Origin of the sequence: Amycolatopsis sp. NBC_00348 (assembly GCF_036114655.1) — a bacterium.
Taxonomy (GTDB): domain Bacteria; phylum Actinomycetota; class Actinomycetes; order Mycobacteriales; family Pseudonocardiaceae; genus Amycolatopsis.
In genome coordinates this window covers 2,868,284-2,887,986 of sequence record NZ_CP107994.1, presented here as the reverse complement: position 1 = coordinate 2,887,986, position 19,703 = coordinate 2,868,284, and the positions used below count along the sequence as shown (strand labels likewise).

The following is a 19,703-nucleotide window of genomic DNA, read 5'->3' as shown; positions in this document are numbered from 1 at the left end:
CCTCCGGTGGTCATGAGTCGGTTCCGTCCAGTGCGAGGCGCACGAGTTCGTCGACGTCCATGCCCGCGATCAGGGCCTCGTCGTCGGGTTCGGGTGCGGGCGGTTCGTCGGGGGCCGGCAGCGCGAGCCGGGTCAGCAGGTGCCCGGCCAGCGCCGTGGCGTCGGCGTAGCTGAAGACCACCGTCGCGGGCAGCGTGAGCCCGGTGGCCGCGGCGAGCTTGTCGCGCAGCTCGACCGCGGTGAGCGAGTCGAGCCCGACGTCCTTGAACGCCCGGAGCACGCCGATCGGCTCGACGCTGCCCAGCACCGCGCCCGCCTCCGCCCGGACCAGCTCGATCAGCACCTCGAGCCGGTCGGCGGCGGGCAGTTCGGCCAGCCGCGACCGCAGGTCCGCACCCGCGCCGGGCTCGGTGCCGACGGTCAGGGCTTCGCGGACCTCGGGCAAGCCGCCGAGCAGCGGGCTCGGCCGGGCCGCGGTGAAGATCGGCGCGAACCGCGGCCAGTCCATCGCCGCCACGACCACCGCCGGCCGGTCCTGCCGCAGCACCCGGCCCAGCGCGGCGAGCGCGGGCCCGGGGGCCATGGTCAGCACGGCCCGGCGGCGCAGCTCCCGCTCGATGTCGCCGTGGCCGGCCATGCCGCCGCCCGACCATGGTCCCCAGGCGACCGCGTGCGCGGCGAGCCCGCGGGCGCGGCGAGCGTGCGCCAAGCCGTCGAGGTAGCTGTTGGCCGCGGCGTAGGCGCCCTGCCCCGCCGAACCCCAGACCCCGGCGATCGAGGAGAACAGCAGGAACGTGTCCAGGGGTCGGTCGCCGAGCAGCTCGTCGAGGATCGCGGCGCCGTCGACCTTGGCCGAGAGCACCTTGGCGACGTCCGCGGCCTCGTAGTCCTCGATCAACGTGGCCTCGCTGTTGACGCCGGCCGCGTGGACGACGGCGTCCGGCGGGTAGGCGGCCAGGACGGCGGCGACGGCGTCGCGGTCGGCGATGTCGCAGGCCACGACGTCGACCCGGGCCCCGGCGTCGGTGAGATCCGCGACCAGGGCCGGTACGCCGGGTGCGGCGTCGCCGGCCCGGCTCAGCAGCACCAGGTGCTCCGCGCCGTTCCCGGCGAGCCAGCGGGCGACGTGCCCGCCGAGCGCCCCGGTCCCGCCGGTGACGAGCACGGTCCCGCGGGGAGTCCACTCCGCGTCGGAATCCGAGGTGTCCGGGGCGCGGTGCAGGCGGCGGGCGAACACACCCGCGGTCCGGACCGCGACCTGGTCCTCGCCGCTGCCGCCGGTCAGCACGGCGACGACGTCGGCCAGCAGCCGGGAGTCCGCGACGGCCGGCACGTCGACCAGCCCGCCCCACAGGTCCGGGTGCTCCAGCCCGGCCACCTGGCCGAGCCCCCAGATCAGCGACGCGCGCGGGGCGACGACGTCGGCGTCCCCGGTGGCGACCGCGGCCCGGGTCAGGGCCCACAGTCGGCCGCCGGCCCCGGTGGCGCGCAGGGCCTGGATCGCCACCACCACCTGCTCGACCCGGTCGGACAGGCACAGCACGCCGTCCACCGCGCCGGCCGCGGTGATCCGGTCGGCCAGCTCGTCGCGGTGCGGCGACAGGACGACGGTCTTCGTGGTCATCCCGGCCGCCGCGAACGTCGCCGTGACGCCGTCTTCGGCCGCGCCGGGGTCGGTCAGCAGCAGCCAGGTACCCACGACGGCCCGGCCGGGCAGCACCCGGTCCCAGCCGATCCGGTAGGTCCACTCGCGCTGCTCGGACTCGGCCCGGCGGGCTTGGCGCCAGCGCGCCAGCAGCGGCAGAGCGGCCGCCCACGCCGCGGCGTCGCCGGTGTCCGCCAGCGACGAGACGTCCCCGGAGTCCACCGCCTGCCAGAACTCAGCGTCGGCCGCGTCGACGACCGTGGTGTCGGCGGGCTTGAGCCAGAAGTGGCGGTGCTGGAACGCGGTCGTCGGCAGCGCCACCGGACGCGGCGGGGCCGGGACGAGCGCGCTCCAGTCGACGTCGATGCCGCGGACGAACAGCTCGGCCAGCGCGGTGCGCGCGGTGTCGGCCTCCGCGTGGTCGCGGCGAGTCAGCGCCACCGCGGGTGCGACGCCGTCGAGGCTGTTGGCCAACGTGCTCAGCACCGTGTCGGGCCCGAGTTCGAGCAGCACCGACAGCGGTCCCATCGCGGTGACGGCGTCGGCGAAGCGCACCGGGCGCCGGGCCTGCTCGGCCCAGTAGCCGGGTGTGCCGAGGTCGTCGGTCACCGTGCCGGTGACGGTCGAGACGACCGGGATCGCGGCGTCCCGGAAGGTCAGCGTCTCGGCGACCGCGCGCAGGTCGTCGAGCACCGGGTCCATCAGCGGCGAGTGGAACGCGTGGCTCACGGTCAGCGCCTTGGTCCGGCGGCCGCGTGCGGCGAACTCCGCTGCGACGGCGTGCACCGCCTCGGCGGCACCGGACACCACGACGGACTCCGGCCCGTTCACCGCGGCGATGGACACGTCGTCACCCAGCACGGCGAGGACGTCGGCCTCGGCGGCCTCGATCGCGACCATCGCGCCACCCGGCGGCAGCGCCGACATCAACCGGCCGCGCGCCGCGACCAGCGTCGCCGCGTCTGCCAGGGAAAACACCCCGGCGACGTGAGCAGCGGTGATCTCGCCCAGCGAGTGCCCGGCGAGCACCTTCGGCCGGACACCCCACGACTCGACGAGCCGGAACATCGCCACCTCGACGGCGAACAACCCGGCCTGGGTGAACAGCGTGCCGTCCATGTCCTCACCGAACACGATTTCCCGCAGGGAAATACCCAGCAACGGATCGAACTGCGCGCACACCGCGTCGAACGCCGCCGCGTACGCCGGGAACGTCTCGTACAGCTCGCGGCCCATGCCCGGCCGCTGCGCGCCCTGCCCGGTGAACAGGATCCCGACGCCGCCGGCGGCGGGATCGATCTCACCGCGGACGACCCCGGTGCCGTCGCGCAGTGCGGCCACGGCCTCGTCCCGGCCCAGCGCCGGGACGACGAGCCGGTGCTCCCACGTCGTCCGGCCGGCCACCAGCGAGCCCGCCGTCGCGGCGAGGTCGGCGCCGTCCTGGAGGAACCCGGCCAGGCGCGCGGCCTGCTCGGTCAACGCACGGGCCGACCGAGCCGACACGACCAGCGGCACCGGCCCGGAAGCCACAGTGGACAATTCGGACACCGCGGGCGCCGCTTCCAGGATGACGTGGGCGTTGGTGCCCGACACCCCGAACGCGGACACGGCGGCCCGGCGCGGCGTCGTGCGCTCCGGCCACGCCGTCTCCGCGGTCACCAGCGACACCGCCCCGGCCGACCAGTCCACCTGCGACGACGGCTCGTCGGCGTGCAACGTCTTCGGCACCAGGCCGTGGCCCAGCGCCAGCACCATCTTCACGACCCCGGCGACACCGGAGGCGGCCTGGGTGTGGCCGAGGTTCGACTTCAGCGCGCCGAGCAGCACGGGCTGTCCGGCGTCGCGCTGTCCGTAGGTCGCCAGCAGGGCCTGGGCCTCGATCGGGTCGCCCAGCGTCGTACCGGTGCCGTGGGCCTCGACGACGTCGACGTCCGAAGTGGACAGACCGGCGTTGGCCAGCGCCTGCCGGATCACGGCCTGCTGCGCGGGGCCGTTGGGGGCGGTCAGGCCGTTGGACGCGCCGTCCTGATTGACGGCCGTTCCCTTCACCACGGCCAGGATCTCGCGGCCGTCGCGCAGCGCGTCGGACTGCCGCTGCAGCACCAGGACGCCGACGCCTTCGGCCCAGCCGGTGCCGTCGGCGGCGTCGGCGAATGCCTTGCAGCGGCCGTCCGCGGACAGCCCGCCCTGCCGGGCGAACTCGGCGAAGACGCCCGGTGACGCCATCACCGTGGCGCCACCCGCCAGCGCCACCGAGCACTCGCCCGAGCGCAGCGACTGGGCCGCGAGGTGCAGGGCCACCAGCGACGACGAACACGCCGTGTCGACGGTGACGGCCGGGCCGCGCAGGCCGAGCACGTAGGACACCCGGCCCGACAGCACGCTCGACGACGTCCCGGTCAGGGCGTATCCCTCGCTGCTGCCGGCACCCTCGTGCAGCCGCGTGCCGTAGTCCTGCGCGGCGGCGCCGGTGAACACGCCGACGTCGTGACCGCGCAGCGAAACCGGGTCGATCCCGGCGCGCTCCAAGGCTTCCCACGACGTCTCGAGCAGCAGCCGCTGCTGCGGGTCCATGGCGAGGGCCTCGCGCGGGGAGATGCCGAAGAACTCCGGGTCGAACAGCCCGGCGTCGTAGAGGAATCCGCCGCGGCGGGCGAACGACCCGGTGGAGCCGACGTCCCAGCCGCGGTCGGCCGGGAACTCCGCGATGGCGTCGCCGCCGCGGCGCAGCAGTTCCCACAGGCCGTCCGGGCTGGTCACGCCACCCGGCAGCCGGACGCCCATGCCCACGATCACGACCGGGTCGTCGGTGCTGATGACGGCGACGGCTGCGTCGGCCGCCGGTTCGGTGCCCGCGAGCCGCGAGCCGAGGTGATCGGCGAGCGCGGCGGGGTTCGGGTGGTCGAACACCAGCGTCGATGGCAGGGCGAGCCCGGTCGCCGTCGCGAGCCGGTTGCGCAGGTCGACGGCGGTCAGCGAGTCGAAGCCGGCGTCGCGGAACGCCCGGGAGACGCCCGGTGCCGCGCCGCCGAGGACCACGGCCGCTTCGGCGCGGACCAGCTCGACCAGCACCTCGCGCCGGCCGGCCGCGTCGAGCCCGGCCAGCCGGGCGGCCAGGCCGGTGCCGGCCGCCGAGGCGGTGGCGCGGACGTGCCCGACGATCTCCCGCAGCAGCGCCGGCACCGGTCCGGTGCGGGCCTGCTGCCGCAGTGCGGCGACGTCGAACACCACCGGCACCACCGCGGGCCGGGTCGTGGCCAGCGCGCTGTCCAGCAGCCGCAGCCCGTGTTCGGCGCCGATCGGTTTCATGCCCGAGCGCGCCAGCCGCGCGGTGTCGGCCGCGGCCAGGTCGCCGGTCATCCCGCTCGCCGGCGCCCACAGGCCCCAGGCGAGCGACGTCGCGGCGTGCCCGGCGGCGCGGCGGCGTTCGGCCAGCGCGTCGAGGAAGGCGTTCGCGGCGGCGTAGTTGCCCTGGCCGAGCCCGCCGAGGGTGCCGGAGGCGGAGGAGAACAGGACGAACGCGGCCAGGTCGCGGTCGCGGGTCAGCTCGTCGAGGTGGACCGCGCCGTCGGCCTTGGGCCGGAACACGGTGTCGATCCGGTCGGCGTCGAGGGCGGCGAGGACGCCGTCGTCGAGCACGCCCGCGGTGTGCACGACCGCCGTCAGTGCCGCGTCGGCCGGGACCCGCGTCAGCAGTGCGCGCACCTGGTCTCGGTCGGCGATGTCGCAGGCGACGACGTCGACCCGGGCGCCGAGCCCGGTCAGCTCGGCCCGCAGGTCTTCCGCGCCGTCGGCGCCGGGGCCACGGCGGGAGACCAGGACCAGGCTGCGGACGCCGTGCGCCGCCACCACGTGCCGGGCCACCAGCGCGCCCAGCGTGCCGGTGCCGCCGGTGATGAGCACGGTGCCCGCCGGGTCGAGTTCAGCCGGCTTGTCGTCGGTGGTGGTACGCCGCAGCCGCGGCACCCAGGCGCGGCCACCGCGGACGGCGACCTGCCCTTCGCCGGCGGCCACCGCGGCCGCGAGACCGGCCTCGTCGTCGAGATCGGCGAGCAACAGCCGGTCCGGGTGTTCCGACTGCGCCGAGCGCACCAGCCCCCACACGGCCGCGGCGACCGGATCGGGCACCTCGTCGGCGACGCTCACGGCGCCGCGCGTCACGACCGCCAGCCGGGCGTCCGCGTAAGCCGATTCGGCCAGGAAGCCTTGCACCTCAAACAGAACGTGCTCCAGCGCCTGCCGCACCCGCTCCGGCTCGGTTCGCGAGGGCGCGCCGGTGTCGACCCGCAGCACGAACCAGTCCGGAACCTCGGCGAGGTCCGCGGCGCCGGTCAGCTCCACCGGGGACACCGCCGGAACCGCGGCCGGTTCGGGCAGCGGGATCCAGTCGAGGGTGTAGAGGCTCGTCTCGCGAGCGGTGGAGTTCGTGAGCTGGATCCGCCGGGTGTGCACCGACCGCGCCGAGAGCACCGGCTCGCCCGCCGGGTCGGTCAGGTCGAGCGCGTGCCCACCGTCCCCTGTGGACACGAGGTGGACGCGGACGGTGGTGGCGCCGGTGGCGTGGACCGTCAGGCCGGTCCAGTCGGCGGCCGCCACCGGGTCCGTCCCGGCGCGGGCCAGCACGACGTGCGTCGCGGCGTCGAGCAGGGCGGGGTGGATCGCGAACCCGGCGGGTTCGACGTCCTCGGGCAGGGTGACCTCGGCGAAGAGGTCCTCGCCGCGGGCCCAGGCCGCTCGCAGGCCGCGCCCGTGGGGGTGGCCCTGAGCGGCGAGGCGGTCGCAGCAGTCGTCGACGTCGAGGGGCTCGGCTCCGGCCGGGGGCCATTCCGGCGTCGACGCCGGACGCGGCGCCGGGTCGGTGCCCAGGGTCGCGGTGGCGTGGCGGGTCCACGCGGTGTCCGTGCCGTCCGGGCGCGAGTGGACCGTGACCGGGCGCTTGCCGGTCTCGTCTGCGGCACCGACCGACACCCGCAGGCGAGCCGGCGCCACGAGCGGGGTTTCGATCCGCAGGTCGTCGACCACCGGGCAGCCGGCGTGGTCGCCCGCCTGGATCACCAGCTCGACGAGCGTGCCGGCGAGCCACGGGTGGGTGGCCGGCGAAACCCGGCCCGTCAAGACGAGCCCGCCCGTCTCCGGGATGTCGACGACCGCGCCGAGCAGCGGGTGCTCAGCGGTCTCCAGCCCGGCCCCCGCGACACCGTCGGCGGCCGCGTGGAGCCAGAAGTGCTTGCGCTGGAACGCCGTCGTGGGCAGCGCCGTCCGGCGCGCCGGGACCAGGCCGGTCCAGTCGACGTCGGCGCCCTCGGCGAACACCTCGGCCATGGACCGGACGAACCGGGCACGGTCGCCCTGGTCACGCCGCAGCGTGCCGGCCACGATCGCGCCGGGCTCACCCAGGGCGTCCTGCACGCCGGTCGTCAGCACCGGGTGCGAGCTGGACTCGACGAACACGCCGAAGCCCTGCTCGCCCAGCGCCTTCACGGCGTCGGCGAATCGGACGGGTTGGCGCAGGTTCCGCAGCCAGTAACCGTCGGCGACCGGCTCGGTGACCCAGCGATCGTCGACTGTGGAGTACCACGGAACCGACGGCGCGAGCTGGACGACGTCGCCGAGCGCGTCGGCCAGCTCGTCGGCGATCCCGGCCACCTGGACGGTGTGGGACGCGTAGTCCACCGGGATCAGCCGGACGCGCACCCCGCGCTCCTCGTAAGCCGAGCGCAGGCCGTTCAACGCCTCGGGTTCGCCCGCCAGGACCGTCGACGACGGCGAGTTCACCGCGGCGATCTCCACGCGGCCGGCCAGGTCTTCGACGTCGTGGGCCGCTTCGTCGCCGGAGATCCCGACGGCGAGCATCGCGCCGTGCCCGGACAGCCGGGCGGCGATCAGCAGGCTGCGCCGGGCCACGATCTTCGCCCCGTCTTCGAGGGACAGCGCGCCGGCGACGACGGCCGCGGCGATCTCGCCCTGCGAGTGCCCGACCACGGCGTCGACCCGCAGGCCGACGGACCGCCACAGCGCCGCGAGCGACACCATGACGGCGAACGACACGGGCTGCACGACGTCGACCCGGTCGAGGGCGTCCCGGTCGCGGACCACGTCGGCGAGCGACCAGCCGACGTGCGGCGCCAGCGCGGCCGCGCACTCGGCCATCCGGGCCGCGAACACCGGCTCGGTGTCCCACAGGTCCGCGCCCATGCCCGGCCACTGCGCACCCTGGCCGGCGAAGACCAGCGCGGTCTTGCCGGGAGTCCGCGCGACGCCGTGGACGACGCCGGGGTCCGGCACGCCGTCACCCAGGCCGCGCAGGCTGTCCGCGGCCTGGGTGACGTCCGTCGCGAGCACCACCGCGCGGTGCTCCCAGAGAGCGCGATCCGACAGCAGCGACGCGGCCACCGCGCCGAGGTCGCCGTGACCGGTGACCCAGTCCGCCAGCGAACGCGCCTCGGCCGCCAGCCCGGCTTCCGACCGGGCCGACACCACGATCGGGAGCACGTCACCGGTGGGCTCGGGCGCGGCAGGCACCTCGGCCGGGTGCTGTTCGAGGATGAGGTGGGCGTTGGTGCCGGAGACGCCGAACGACGAGACACCGGCCCGGCGCGGCCGCCCGGCCTCGGGCCACGGCGTCGTGTCGGTCAGCAGCCGGACGGCGCCGGATTCCCAGTCCACTTTGGACGACGGCGTGTCGACGTGCAGCGTCCGCGGCAGCGTCCCGTGCCGCATGGCGAGGACCATCTTCAGCACACCCGCGACACCCGCGGCGGCCTGCGCGTGCCCGATGTTCGACTTGAGCGAGCCCAGCCACAGCGGCTCGTCGCGCTCCTGGCCGTAGGTCGCGATCAGGGCCTGGGCCTCGATCGGGTCCCCGAGGGTGGTGCCGGTGCCATGCGCCTCGACAGCGTCCACTTCGGACGGCCGCAGGCCCGCGTTGGCCAGCGCCTGACGGATCACCGCCTGCTGGGCCGGGCCGTTGGGGGCGGTCAGGCCGTTGGACGCGCCGTCCTGGTTGACGGCCGTGCCGCGGACGACGGCCAGGATCTCCCGGCCTTCCCGTAGCGCGTCGGACCGCCGTTGCAGCACCACGACGCCGACGCCCTCGGCCCAGCCGGTGCCCCCGGCCGATTCGGCGAACGCGCGGCAACGGCCGTCGCCGGACAGCGCGCCCTGGCGAGCGAACTCGGTGAACATCGACGGCGACGCCATCACCGACGCCCCGCCCGCGAGCGCCACCGAGCACTCGCCGGAGCGCAGCGACTGCGCGGCCAGGTGGATCGCCACCAGCGACGACGAACACGCCGTGTCCACCGTCACCGCGGGACCCTGCACGCCGAGCACGTACGACACGCGGCCCGCGGCGACGCTGCTCGCCGACCCCGTGCCCAGCAGGCCTTCCAGCTCCGCCGACCGCACCCCGGCGCCGTAGCCCTGGTAGGCCAGGCCGGTGAAGACCCCGACGTCTCGCCCGCCCAGGGAGGACGGGTCGATCCCGGCTCGTTCGAGGGCTTCCCACGACGTCTCGAGCAACAGCCGCTGCTGCGGATCCATGGCCAGGGCCTCACGCGGCGAGATGCCGAAGAAGCCGGGGTCGAACGAGCCCGCGTCGTGCAGGAACCCGCCCGAGTGCGGGTGGGTGTCGCCGAGGTCCCAGCCGCGGTCGGCGGGGACCGCCGAGATCGCGTCACGGCCGGTCCGCAGCAGCTCCCACAGCTCGTCCGGGGTCGCGACGCCGCCCGGCAGCCGGACGCCCATGCCGACGATGACGACCGGATCGTCGGTCACGGCGGTGTGCGCCGGGGCCGCCACGGCGGTCGCGCCGAACAGCTCGCCGTCGACGAACCCGGCCAGGGCGCGCGGGGTCGGGTAGTCGAACACGACCGTCGCGGGCAGCCGGACGCCGGTGGCCTTGGTGAGCCGGTTGCGGAGTTCGACCGCGGTCAGCGAGTCGAACCCGGCGTCACGGAACGCCCGGGCGGCGCCGATCCCGCGGCCGCCGCCGAGGACGATCGCGGCTTCGGCGGTGACGAGGTCGGTCAGCGCGGCCAGCCGCTGTTCGGGGTCGAGCCCGGTCAGGCCGGCCAGAACGCCGGTGGCGGGCGCGGCGGTGTGCGCGGTGCGCCGGCCGGGGCCGGCCAGCTCGCGCAGCATCGGGGCCATCGGTCCCGACCGTGCCTGCGCGCGCAGAGCGGGCAGGTCGAGCACCATCGGCACGAGCAGCGCCGCCGGACTGGCCAACGCGGCGTCCAGCAACGCCATGCCATGCGCGGCTTCGACGACACCGAGGCCGGACCGCGCCATGCGGGTCGTGTCGGCCGCCGCGAGGTGCCCGGTCATGCCGCCGTCCTGGCGCCACAGGCCCCAGGCGAGCGACGTCGCGGCGTGCCCCGCGGCGCGCCGGCGCACGGCCAGCGCGTCGAGGAACGTGTTGGCGGCGGCGTAGTTGCCCTGCCCGGGCCCGCCGAGGACGCCGGAGGCGGAGGAGAACAGGACGAACGCGGCCAGGTCGCGGTCGCGGGTGAGCTCGTCGAGATGGACGGCCGCGTCGACCTTGGGCCGGAACACCGTGTCCACGCGCTCGGCGTCGAGGGCGGCGACAACGCCGTCGGCCAGGACCCCGGCGGTGTGGATCACCGCGGTCAACGCCGGTATCCCCGCCAGCAGCGCCCGCACCTGAGCGCGGTCGGCCAGGTCGCACGCGACCACTTCGACGTCGGCGCCGTGCTCCCGCAGTTCCGCGACCAGCTCCGAAGCACCGTCGGCGGCCGGGCCACGGCGGGAAGCGAGAACGACGCTGCGCACGCCGAGGTCGACGACGTGGCGGGCCACGAGCGTGCCGAGCGCGCCGGCGCCGGTGATCAGCACCGTCCCGGCCAGGTCGAGCGTGCGCGGCACGGTGAGGACGTTCTTGCCGACGTGCTGGGCCTGGGCCATGTGCCGGAACGCGGCGACGGCGTCGCGGACGTCCCAGGTGGTGAAGGGCAGCAGCCGCAGCGAACCGGCCTCGAAGAGGTCGACCAGCTTGGCCAGCATCCGCCCGATCAGCGGCGGACCGCCGTCGTAGAGGTCGAACGCCCGGTACATGACGCCGGGGTGGGCGTCGCGGATGTCGGTCTTGCCCATCTCCAGGAACCGGCCGCCGTCGGCCAGCAGCCCCAGCGACGCGTCGACGAACTCCCCCGCCAGGGAGTTCAGCACGACGTCGACCGTGCCGAACGCCGCCGCGAAGTCCAGGGTGCGCGAGTTCGCGATGTGGTCGTCCGGGATGCCCATCCCACGCAGCACCTCGTGCTTACCCGGGCTCGCCGTGGCGAAGACGTCGGCGCCGAGGTGGCGGGCCAGCTGGACGGCGGCCATCCCGACGCCACCGGCGGCCGCGTGGATCAGGATCTTTTCGCCCGGCCGCAGGTCCGCCAGCTCGACCAGGGCGTAGTACGCGGTCAGGAACGCGACCGGCACGGTCGCGGCCGCCTCGGCGGACCACGACTCCGGCACCCGGGCGAGCAGGTCGGCCTCGGTCACCGCGACCGGGCCGAAGCTGTGGCCCATCAGGCCGAACACGCGGTCGCCGGGCTTCAGGCTCGTGACGTCCGGGCCGATGGCCGTGACGACACCGACGCCCTCGGCACCGAGCCGGGCCGTATCGCCCGGGTACAGGCCCAGCGCGGTCAGGACGTCGCGGAAGTTCAGGCCGGCGGCCCGGACGGCGAGCCGGACCTGGCTGCCCGTCAGGGTTTCCGGCAGCTCGGGGTGCGGCAGCAGGGCCAGCGCGTCGAGGGTCTTGCCGCCGGTCGTCGCCAGCGCCCACGACGTGGTCCCGGCGGGCACGGTCAGCTCACCGGCACCCGCCCGCACCAGCCGCGGCACGAGAACCCGGCTGTCACGCAGGGCGAACTGCGTCTCGCCGGTCTCGACGAACGCGGCGATCCCGGGCACGAACTCGGCCGGGGCATCGAGGTCGGCGAGCACGACCCGGTCGGGGTGCTCGGTCTGCGCGGTCCGCACCAGGCCCCAGACGGCCGCGGCGACCGGGTCGACGTCCTCGGTGCCCGTGGCGACGGCGCCGGTCGTGGTGACGACCAGCTTGCTGTCCACTGTGGACGCGTCGGCCAGGAACGCCTGCAGGACGGCGAGGACCGTGCCGACGGCCGTCCGCGCCCGCTCGGGCTCGGACTGCTCGGGAGCACCACTGTCGACCGGCAGCACCAGCCAGGGCGCCGGTTCCGTGACGTCGGCGGCCGTCGTGACGTACCGGACCTCCGCGGGCCGCGTTTCCGCCTGCGGCAACGCCGTCCAGGTGACGGCGAACATCGCGTCGTCACCGGTGGCGGCCGGAGCCTGCATCGGCCGGCTGACCAGCGAACCCAGCGCCAGCACGGGCGCGCCGGTCTGGTCGGCGACGGTCATCGCCACCGAGCCGTCGGGCAGCTCCGAAACGTGGACGCGCACGCTGCGGGCGCCGGTGGCGTGCACCGCGACGCGGTTCCACGCGAACGGCAGCGCGACGGGCGATCCGTCGTCCGGGCCGAGCCCGACCAGCGCCACGTGCAGCATCGCGTCGAGCAGCGCGGGGTGGACGGCGAACCCGGCGGGGTCGGCGATCTCGGGCAGCGTCACCTCGCCGAAGAACTCACGGTCACGCGTCCAGGCCGAGGTCAGGGCCTGGAAGGCCGGCCCGTAGCCGTAGCCGCGCGCGGCGAGGGTGTCGTAGAAGCCGGTCACGTCGACCGGCTGGGCACCGGCGGGCGGCCAAGTGGACAACGGCGTCGCGGGGACGGGTTCGGTGGTCAGCCAGCCGGTCGCGTGCCGGGTCCAGCCGGGTGCACCGTGCTCCGGGCGGGAGTGGACGGCCACCTCGCGGCGGCCGGTCTCGTCGGCCTCGCCGACGATCACCTGCACCCGCAGGGCCGCGGCGCCGGTGAGCACCATCGGCGTCTCGACGACCAGTTCGTCGACGACCGGCACGCCGCACTGGTCGCCCGCCTGGACAGCGAACTCGACCAGGGCCGCCCCGGGGACGAGCACCACGCCGTCGATGGCGTGGTCGGCCAGCCACGGCTGCAGCGCCGTGGACAACCGGCCGGTCAGCACGGCACCGCCGGTGCCGGGGGCCTCCATCGCCGCGGCCAGCAGCGGGTGGTCCAGGGACACCTGGCCGAGGCTCGTGGCGTCGCCGGACGTGACGGGGGCCAGCCAGAACCGGCGGTGCTGGAACGCGGTCGTCGGCAGCGCCACGGCGTGCCGCGGGACCGGGACCAGCGCGGTCCAGTCGACGTCGTTGCCCCGCACGAACAGCTCGGCCAGAGCGGTGACGGCGGTCTCGGCCTCGGGCCGGTCGCGCCGGGTCAGCGCGACACTGGGCGTGTCGACCAGCGACGTGAGAACGCCGTCCGGGCCCAGTTCCAGCAGCACCGAGAGCGGTCCCATCGCGGCGACGGCGTCGGCGAAGCGCACCGGACGGCGCACCTGCTCGACCCAGTACTCCGGAGTGCGCAGGTCGTCGGTGAGCGTGCCGGTGACCATCGACACCACCGGGATCGACGGCGGCCCGTAGGTCAGGGTTTCGGCGACCACGCGGAACGCGTCGAGCATCGGGTCCATCAGCGCGGAGTGGAACGCGTGGCTGACCGTCAGCGCCTTGGTACGGCGACCGCGGCCGACGAACTCCGCCGCGACCGCATGCACCGCATCCGCGGCACCCGAGATGACGACCGAGTCCGGCCCGTTGACGGCGGCGATGGAGACGCCGTCGGTCAACGCGGCCAGCACGTCCGTCTCAGACGCCTCGATGGCGACCATCGCGCCGCCGGGCGGCAGGTCCGACATCAGCCGGCCGCGCGCCGCCACCAGCTTCGCCGCGTCCTCGAGCGATAGCACGCCCGCGACGTGCGCCGCGGTGATCTCGCCGAGCGAGTGCCCGGCCAGGACCTGCGGCCGGACGCCCCACGACTCGGTCAGGCGGAACATCGCCACCTCGACGGCGAACAGCCCGGCCTGCGTGAACAACGTGTCGTCGAGCAACGCCGCGACGGCGGAACCCGCTTCGGCGAACACGACGTCGCGCACCGGGACGGTGTCGCCCAGGCACCGGTCCAGCTCCGCGCACACGGCGTCGAACGCGTCCGCGAACACCGGGAACGTCTCGTACAGCTCGCGGCCCATGCCCGGCCGCTGCGCACCCTGGCCGGTGAACAGCACGCCGACGCCGCTGACGGCGGGATCGACCTCGCCTCGGACGGCGGTCCCGTCACGCAGCCCGGCGAGGGCACTCGCGTGGTCCCGGGCCACGACGACCGCGCGGTGTTCCCACCGGGAGCGCGACGACAGCAGGGAACCGGCGACGGCGGCGAGGTCGGTGCGGTCCGAGAGGAACGCCGCGAGCCGGTCGGCCTGCTCGGTCAACGCCTCCTCGCTGCGCGCGGACAGGACGAGCGGTACGACCGGAACGTCCACATCGGACTCGATTCGGTCGGCGGCAGGCGCCTGTTCCAGGACGACGTGGGCGTTCGTGCCGGAGACGCCGAACGACGACACCGCGGCCCGGCGCGGCGCACCGAGGTCCGGCCACGCGGTTTCCTCGGCGAGCAGCCGTACGGTCCCGGCCGACCAGTCGACCTCGGCCGACGGCTCGTCGGCGTGCAGCGTCCGCGGCAGCACGCCGTGGCCGAGCGCGAGCACCATCTTGATCACGCCCGCGACGCCCGCCGCGGCCTGGGTGTGCCCGATGTTCGACTTCAACGCACCCAGCAGCAGCGGCCGCGTCGCGTCCCGGTCCTGGCCGTAGGTCGCGATCAACGCCTGCGCCTCGATCGGATCGCCCAGCACCGTGCCGGTGCCGTGGGCTTCCACCGCGTCGACGTCCGACGCAGCCAGACCGGCGTTGGCCAGCGCTTGGCGGATCACCGCCTGCTGGGCCGGGCCGTTGGGCGCCGTCAAGCCGTTGGACGCGCCGTCCTGGTTGACCGCGGTGCCCTTGACCACGGCCAGGACCTCACGGCCGTCGCGGACCGCGTCGGACAGTCGTTGCAGCACGAGGACACCGGCGCCTTCGGCCCAGCCCGTGCCGTCGGCGGCCGCGGAGAACGCCTTGCACCGGCCGTCCGCGGACAGCCCGCCCTGGCGGGAGAACTCCACGAACACGCCGGGCGAGGCCATCACCGTCACACCGCCGGCCAGCGCCAGCGAGCACTCACCAGACCGCAGCGACTGCGCCGCCAGGTGCAGCGCGACCAGCGACGACGAGCACGCCGTGTCCACCGTGACGGCCGGGCCGCGCACGCCCAGGACGTACGAGATCCGTCCGGAAAGGACACTCGGTGACGTCCCGGTCAGCGCGAAGCCCTCGCTGTCGCCGAGGGCGCCGCCGTAGCCCTGCGGCGACGCGCCCGCGAACACACCGACGTCCTGCCCGCGCAGCGACTGCGGGTCGATCGCGGCCCGTTCGAGGGCTTCCCACGACGTCTCGAGCAGCAGGCGCTGCTGCGGGTCCATCGCGACGGCTTCGCGCGGCGAGATCCCGAAGAACTCCGGGTCGAACAGGGTGGCGCCGCTCAGGAACCCGCCGGACCGGGTGGTGGAGGGCGTGTCGACGTCCCAGCCGCGGTCGTCCGGGAAGGCGGAGATAGCGTCGCCGCCGCGGCGCAGCAGGTCCCACAGGTTCGCCGGGCTGCCCACCTCGCCCGGCAGCCGGACACCCATGCCGACGATCACGATCGGGTCGTCCGTGGTCACCATCGCGGCGGCCACCGGCGCGGCCTCCTGGACCACGCCGGACAGCTCGGCCAGCAGGAAGTCGGCCAGCGCGCCGGGGTTCGGGTGGTCGAAGACCACGGTGGACGGCAGCGTCAGCCCGGTCGTGGCGGCCAGCCGGTTGCGCAGGTCCACGCCGGTCAGTGAGTCGAAGCCGACGTCGCGGAACGCCCGCGACTCCGGGAGCGGGGTGTCGCCGCCGAGCACGACGGCCGCTTCGGTCCGCACCAGTTCCACGAGCAGCGCGCGCCGGGCGGCGGTGTCGAGGCCGGCCAGCAGCGTCGGCACGCCGGTGACCGCCGCCGTGTTGGTCGCGGTGGCTCGGACGTGCCCGACCACGGTCCGCAGCAGCGGCGAGAGCGCGGCACCCGAGCGGGCCTGGGCCCGCAGCGCCGGGACGTCCAGCAGCATCGGCGCCAGCACGGCACGGGCCGAGCCGAGCGCGAGGTCCAGCGATCGCATGCCCTGCGTCTCGCCGAGCGCCTTCATGCCAGAACGCGCCATCCGCGCGGTGTCGGCGGCGCCGAGGTGCGCGGTCATCCCGCTCGCCGGGGCCCACAGACCCCACGCCAGCGACGTCGCCGCGCGGCCCGCGGCTCGCCGCCGGGTCGCCAGCGCGTCCAGGAACGCGTTCGCGGCGGCGTAGTTGCCCTGTCCCGGGCCGCCGATCAGGCCGGACACCGAGGAGAACAGCACGAACGCGGCCAAGTCGTGGCCGCGGGTCAGCTCGTCGAGGTGGATCGCGCCGTCGGTCTTCGGCCGGAAGACGGTGTCGAGCCGGCCGGCGTCCAGGGCGGCGATGACGCCGTCGTCGAGAAGCCCGGCGAGGTGCAGCACGCCGGTGAGCGGCGCGTCGGCCGGGACGTGCGCCAGCAGCGCGCGGACCTGCTCGCGCTCGGCGACGTCGCAGGCCACGACGTCGACGCGGGCGCCGAGCCCGGTGAGGTCGGCCCGCAGGTCTTCGGCGCCTTCGGCCTCAAGGCCACGACGCGACGACAGCAGCAGGCTGCGCACGCCGTGCTCGGTGACGAGGTGCCGGGCGACGACCGCACCCAGCGTGCCAGTGCCACCCGTGACAAGCACGGTGCCCGCGGGGTCCAGCACCGCCTTGCGCTCGGCTTCGGCGGTGAGCCGGGTCAGGCGCGGCACCCACACGACGTCGTCGCGCACGGCGAGCTGCCACTCGCCGGCGGCGGCCGCACTGGCCAACAGGGCGGCGTCGGTGAGGTCGCGGTCGACGTCGGCCAGCAGGATCCGGCCGGCGTCCTCGGTCTGCGCGGCGCGCACCAGGCCCCACACCGCCGCCGCGACCGGGTCGGCGTCCCCGCCGAGCGGGTCCACCGCGCCGCGGGTCAGCACGGCCAGCCGCGCGTCCGCGAGGTTCGGGTCGGCCAGGAACGCTTGGAGCACCAGCAAAACCTGGCCCGTCGCGGCCCGGATGCCTTCGGGTGTGGCGGGTTCGGCCGGGACGGGCAGCAGGTACCAGTCGGCGGGCTCGGCGAATCCCGCGGCGTCCTGCACGGTCCGCGTGCGCCCGACAGGGGCCGCGACCAGGTCCGGGAGCGCGAGCCAGTCGAGGCCGTACGACGAGTCGGCCGGTTCCGGCCGCACCGCGCGGACGCGGCCGGTCGTCACCGAGGCCACGGACAGCACCGGCTGCCCGGCGAGGTCGGTCAGCTCGGCGGACCAGCCGTCGCCTGCCGGGGTGAGGTGCGCCCGGACGACGGTCGCGCCGGTGGCGTGCAGCGTGACGCCGGTCCACGCGACCGGCAGGTCGCCGCCGATCGCCTGCAGCGCGGTGTCCAGCAACGCCGGGTGCAGCGCGAAGCCTGAGGAGTCGACTGGCTCCGGCAGCGTGACCTCGGCGAACAGCTCGCGGCCGCGGCGCCAGGCGGCCGTGAGGCCTTGGAAGGCCGGGCCGTGCTCGGTGAGAACGTCGACGGCCTGAGCGCCTGACGGCGGCCACTCTTCAGCGGGCGCTGCGGTGGTGAGCGCGGTGGAGAGGATGCCGTTGGCGTGGAACGTCCACGCGGCGTCCTCGGTCTCCGGCCGGGTGTGGACGGCGATCGGGCGTCGTCCGGTGTCGTCAGCGGCTCCGACCACGACCTGGACGCGCAGGGCGCCGTCCTCCGGCAGGACCGCCGCGGAACCGGCGTCGAAGCGTTCCAGGGTCGGGCAGCCGGTGTGGTCGCCGGCCTGGATCGCGAGTTCCACCAGGACCGCGGGCGGGAGCAGGCGCGCGCCGTCGACGACGTACTCGCCGAGCCACGGCTGGCGGGCCGGGCTGAGCCGGCCGGTGAGCACCAGGGTGCCGGTGTCCGGGGTGTCGACGACGGCGCCGAGCAGCGGGTGGCCGGCGTCGACAAGGCCGGCACCGGCCGCGTCGCCGGTGGCCGCCTCGGGCCGCAGCCAGAAGTGCCGGTGCTGGAACGCCGTCGTCGGCATCGCCGAAGACGCGCGGCGGGCCGGCAGGAACCCGGCCCAGGTGAGGTCGACGCCCCGGACGAACACCTCGGCCAGCGACCGGACGAACCGCGCGCGGTCGCCCTGGTCGCGCCGCAGCGTCCCGGCCACGACGACGTCGGTGCCGGCCAGGGTGTCCTGCACGGCGGCGGTCAGCACCGGGTGCGAGCTGGACTCGACGAACACGCCGAAGCCCTGCTCCCCCAGCGCCTTCACGGCGTCGGCGAACCGGACGGGCTGACGCAGGTTGCGCACCCAGTAGCCGGGTTCGAGCGGGCCGGTCACCCACGCACCGTCCACAGTGGAGTACCACGGGATGGCGGGCGCGGCCGGTCCGGTGCCGCTCAGGACGGCGGTCAGCTGCTCGGCGACGCCGGCCACCTGGACGGTGTGCGAGGCGTAGTCCACCGGGATCAGCCGCGTCCGGACGCCACGGGCGTCGTAGCGGTCGCGGACCTCCGCCAGCGCCGCGGGTTCGCCCGCGAGCACCACGGCGGACGGCGAGTTCACCGCGGCCAGCTCGACCCGGCCGTCCCAGGCCGTGAGGTCGACGTCGTCCGCGCCGGTCGCGATCGAGAGCATCCCGCCGTGGCCGGAGAGTTCTTCGCCGATCACCTTGCTGCGCAGCGCCACGATCCGCGCCGCGTCAGCCAGGGACAGTGCGCCGGCCACGCAGGCTGCGGCGATCTCGCCCTGCGAGTGCCCGACGACGGCGTCCACGCGCAACCCGGCCGAACGCCACAGCGCGGCCAGCGACACCATCACCGCCCACGACACGGGCTGCACGACGTCGACCCGGCCGAGGGCCGCGGCGTCCCGGCCGCGCACGACGTCGGACAGGGACCAGTCCACATGTGACGCCAGGGCGGCCTCGCACTCGGCCATCCGCGCGGCGAACACCGGTTCGGTGGCCCACAGGTCCGCGCCCATGCCGGGCCACTGCGCGCCCTGGCCGGGAAAGACCAGCACGGTGCGGCCGGTGTCGGCGCCGGCGACGCCACGCACGACCTCGGGTGCGGTGAGCGCCCGCAACCCGGCCACTGCCTCGGCGGCGTCCGCGGCCACGACGACGGCGCGGTGCTCCCAGCGCGCCCGTGCCGCACCCAGCGAACCGGCCACACCGGCGAAGTCGCCGTCGGCGGCCAGGAATCCGGCCAGCTGATCGGCCTGCGCCGCGAGTCCCGCCTCGGTCCGGGCCGTCACCACGACCGGCGTGACGCCTGGCTCGTCCTCGGCGGCCGGAACGCCCTCGGGGCCCTGCTCCAGGATGATGTGCGCGTTGGTGCCGCTGACGCCGAACGACGACACCGCACCGCGACGCGGGCGGCCCAGCTCGGGCCAGGACGTCTCTTCGGTCAGCAGCGCGACGGACCCGCTCGACCAGTCGACCTTCGCGGACGGCTCGTCGATGTTCAGCGTCTTCGGCAGCACGGCGTGGCCCAGGGCGAGGATCATCTTGATCACGCCGGCGACCCCGGCAGCCGCCTGCGCGTGCCCGATGTTGGACTTCAGCGAGCCCAGCCAGAGCGGGACGTCACGATCACGGCCGTAGGTGGCCAGCAGCGCTTGGGCCTCGATCGGGTCGCCGAGCGCGGTGCCGGTGCCGTGCGCTTCGACGGCGTCGACGTCCGAAGTGGACAGTCCGGCGTTGGCGAGTGCCTGGCGGATCACGGCCTGCTGGGCCGGGCCGCTGGGCGCGGTCAGCCCGTTGGACGCGCCGTCCTGGTTGACGGCGGTGCCCTTGACGACGGCGAGGATCTCGCGGCCGTCGCGGACGGCGTCCGAGAGCCGCTGCAGCACGAGCACGCCGACGCCTTCGGCCCAGCCGGTGCCGTCGGCGGCCGCCGCGAACGGC

Annotated in this window: 1 protein-coding gene (cut by a window edge); it reads right to left on the bottom strand. The window is 75.4% G+C overall.

Going from position 1 to position 19,703, the window contains the following annotated elements:
* Positions 1-10: 10 nt before the first annotated feature.
* On the bottom strand, positions 11-19,703 hold the end of the coding sequence (locus OHS58_RS12780) for a type I polyketide synthase (RefSeq protein ID WP_328648347.1). Its footprint extends 23,954 nt past the window's final position; only the last 19,693 of its 43,647 coding nucleotides appear in the window; its start codon lies beyond the right edge, outside the window; the stop codon is at positions 11-13.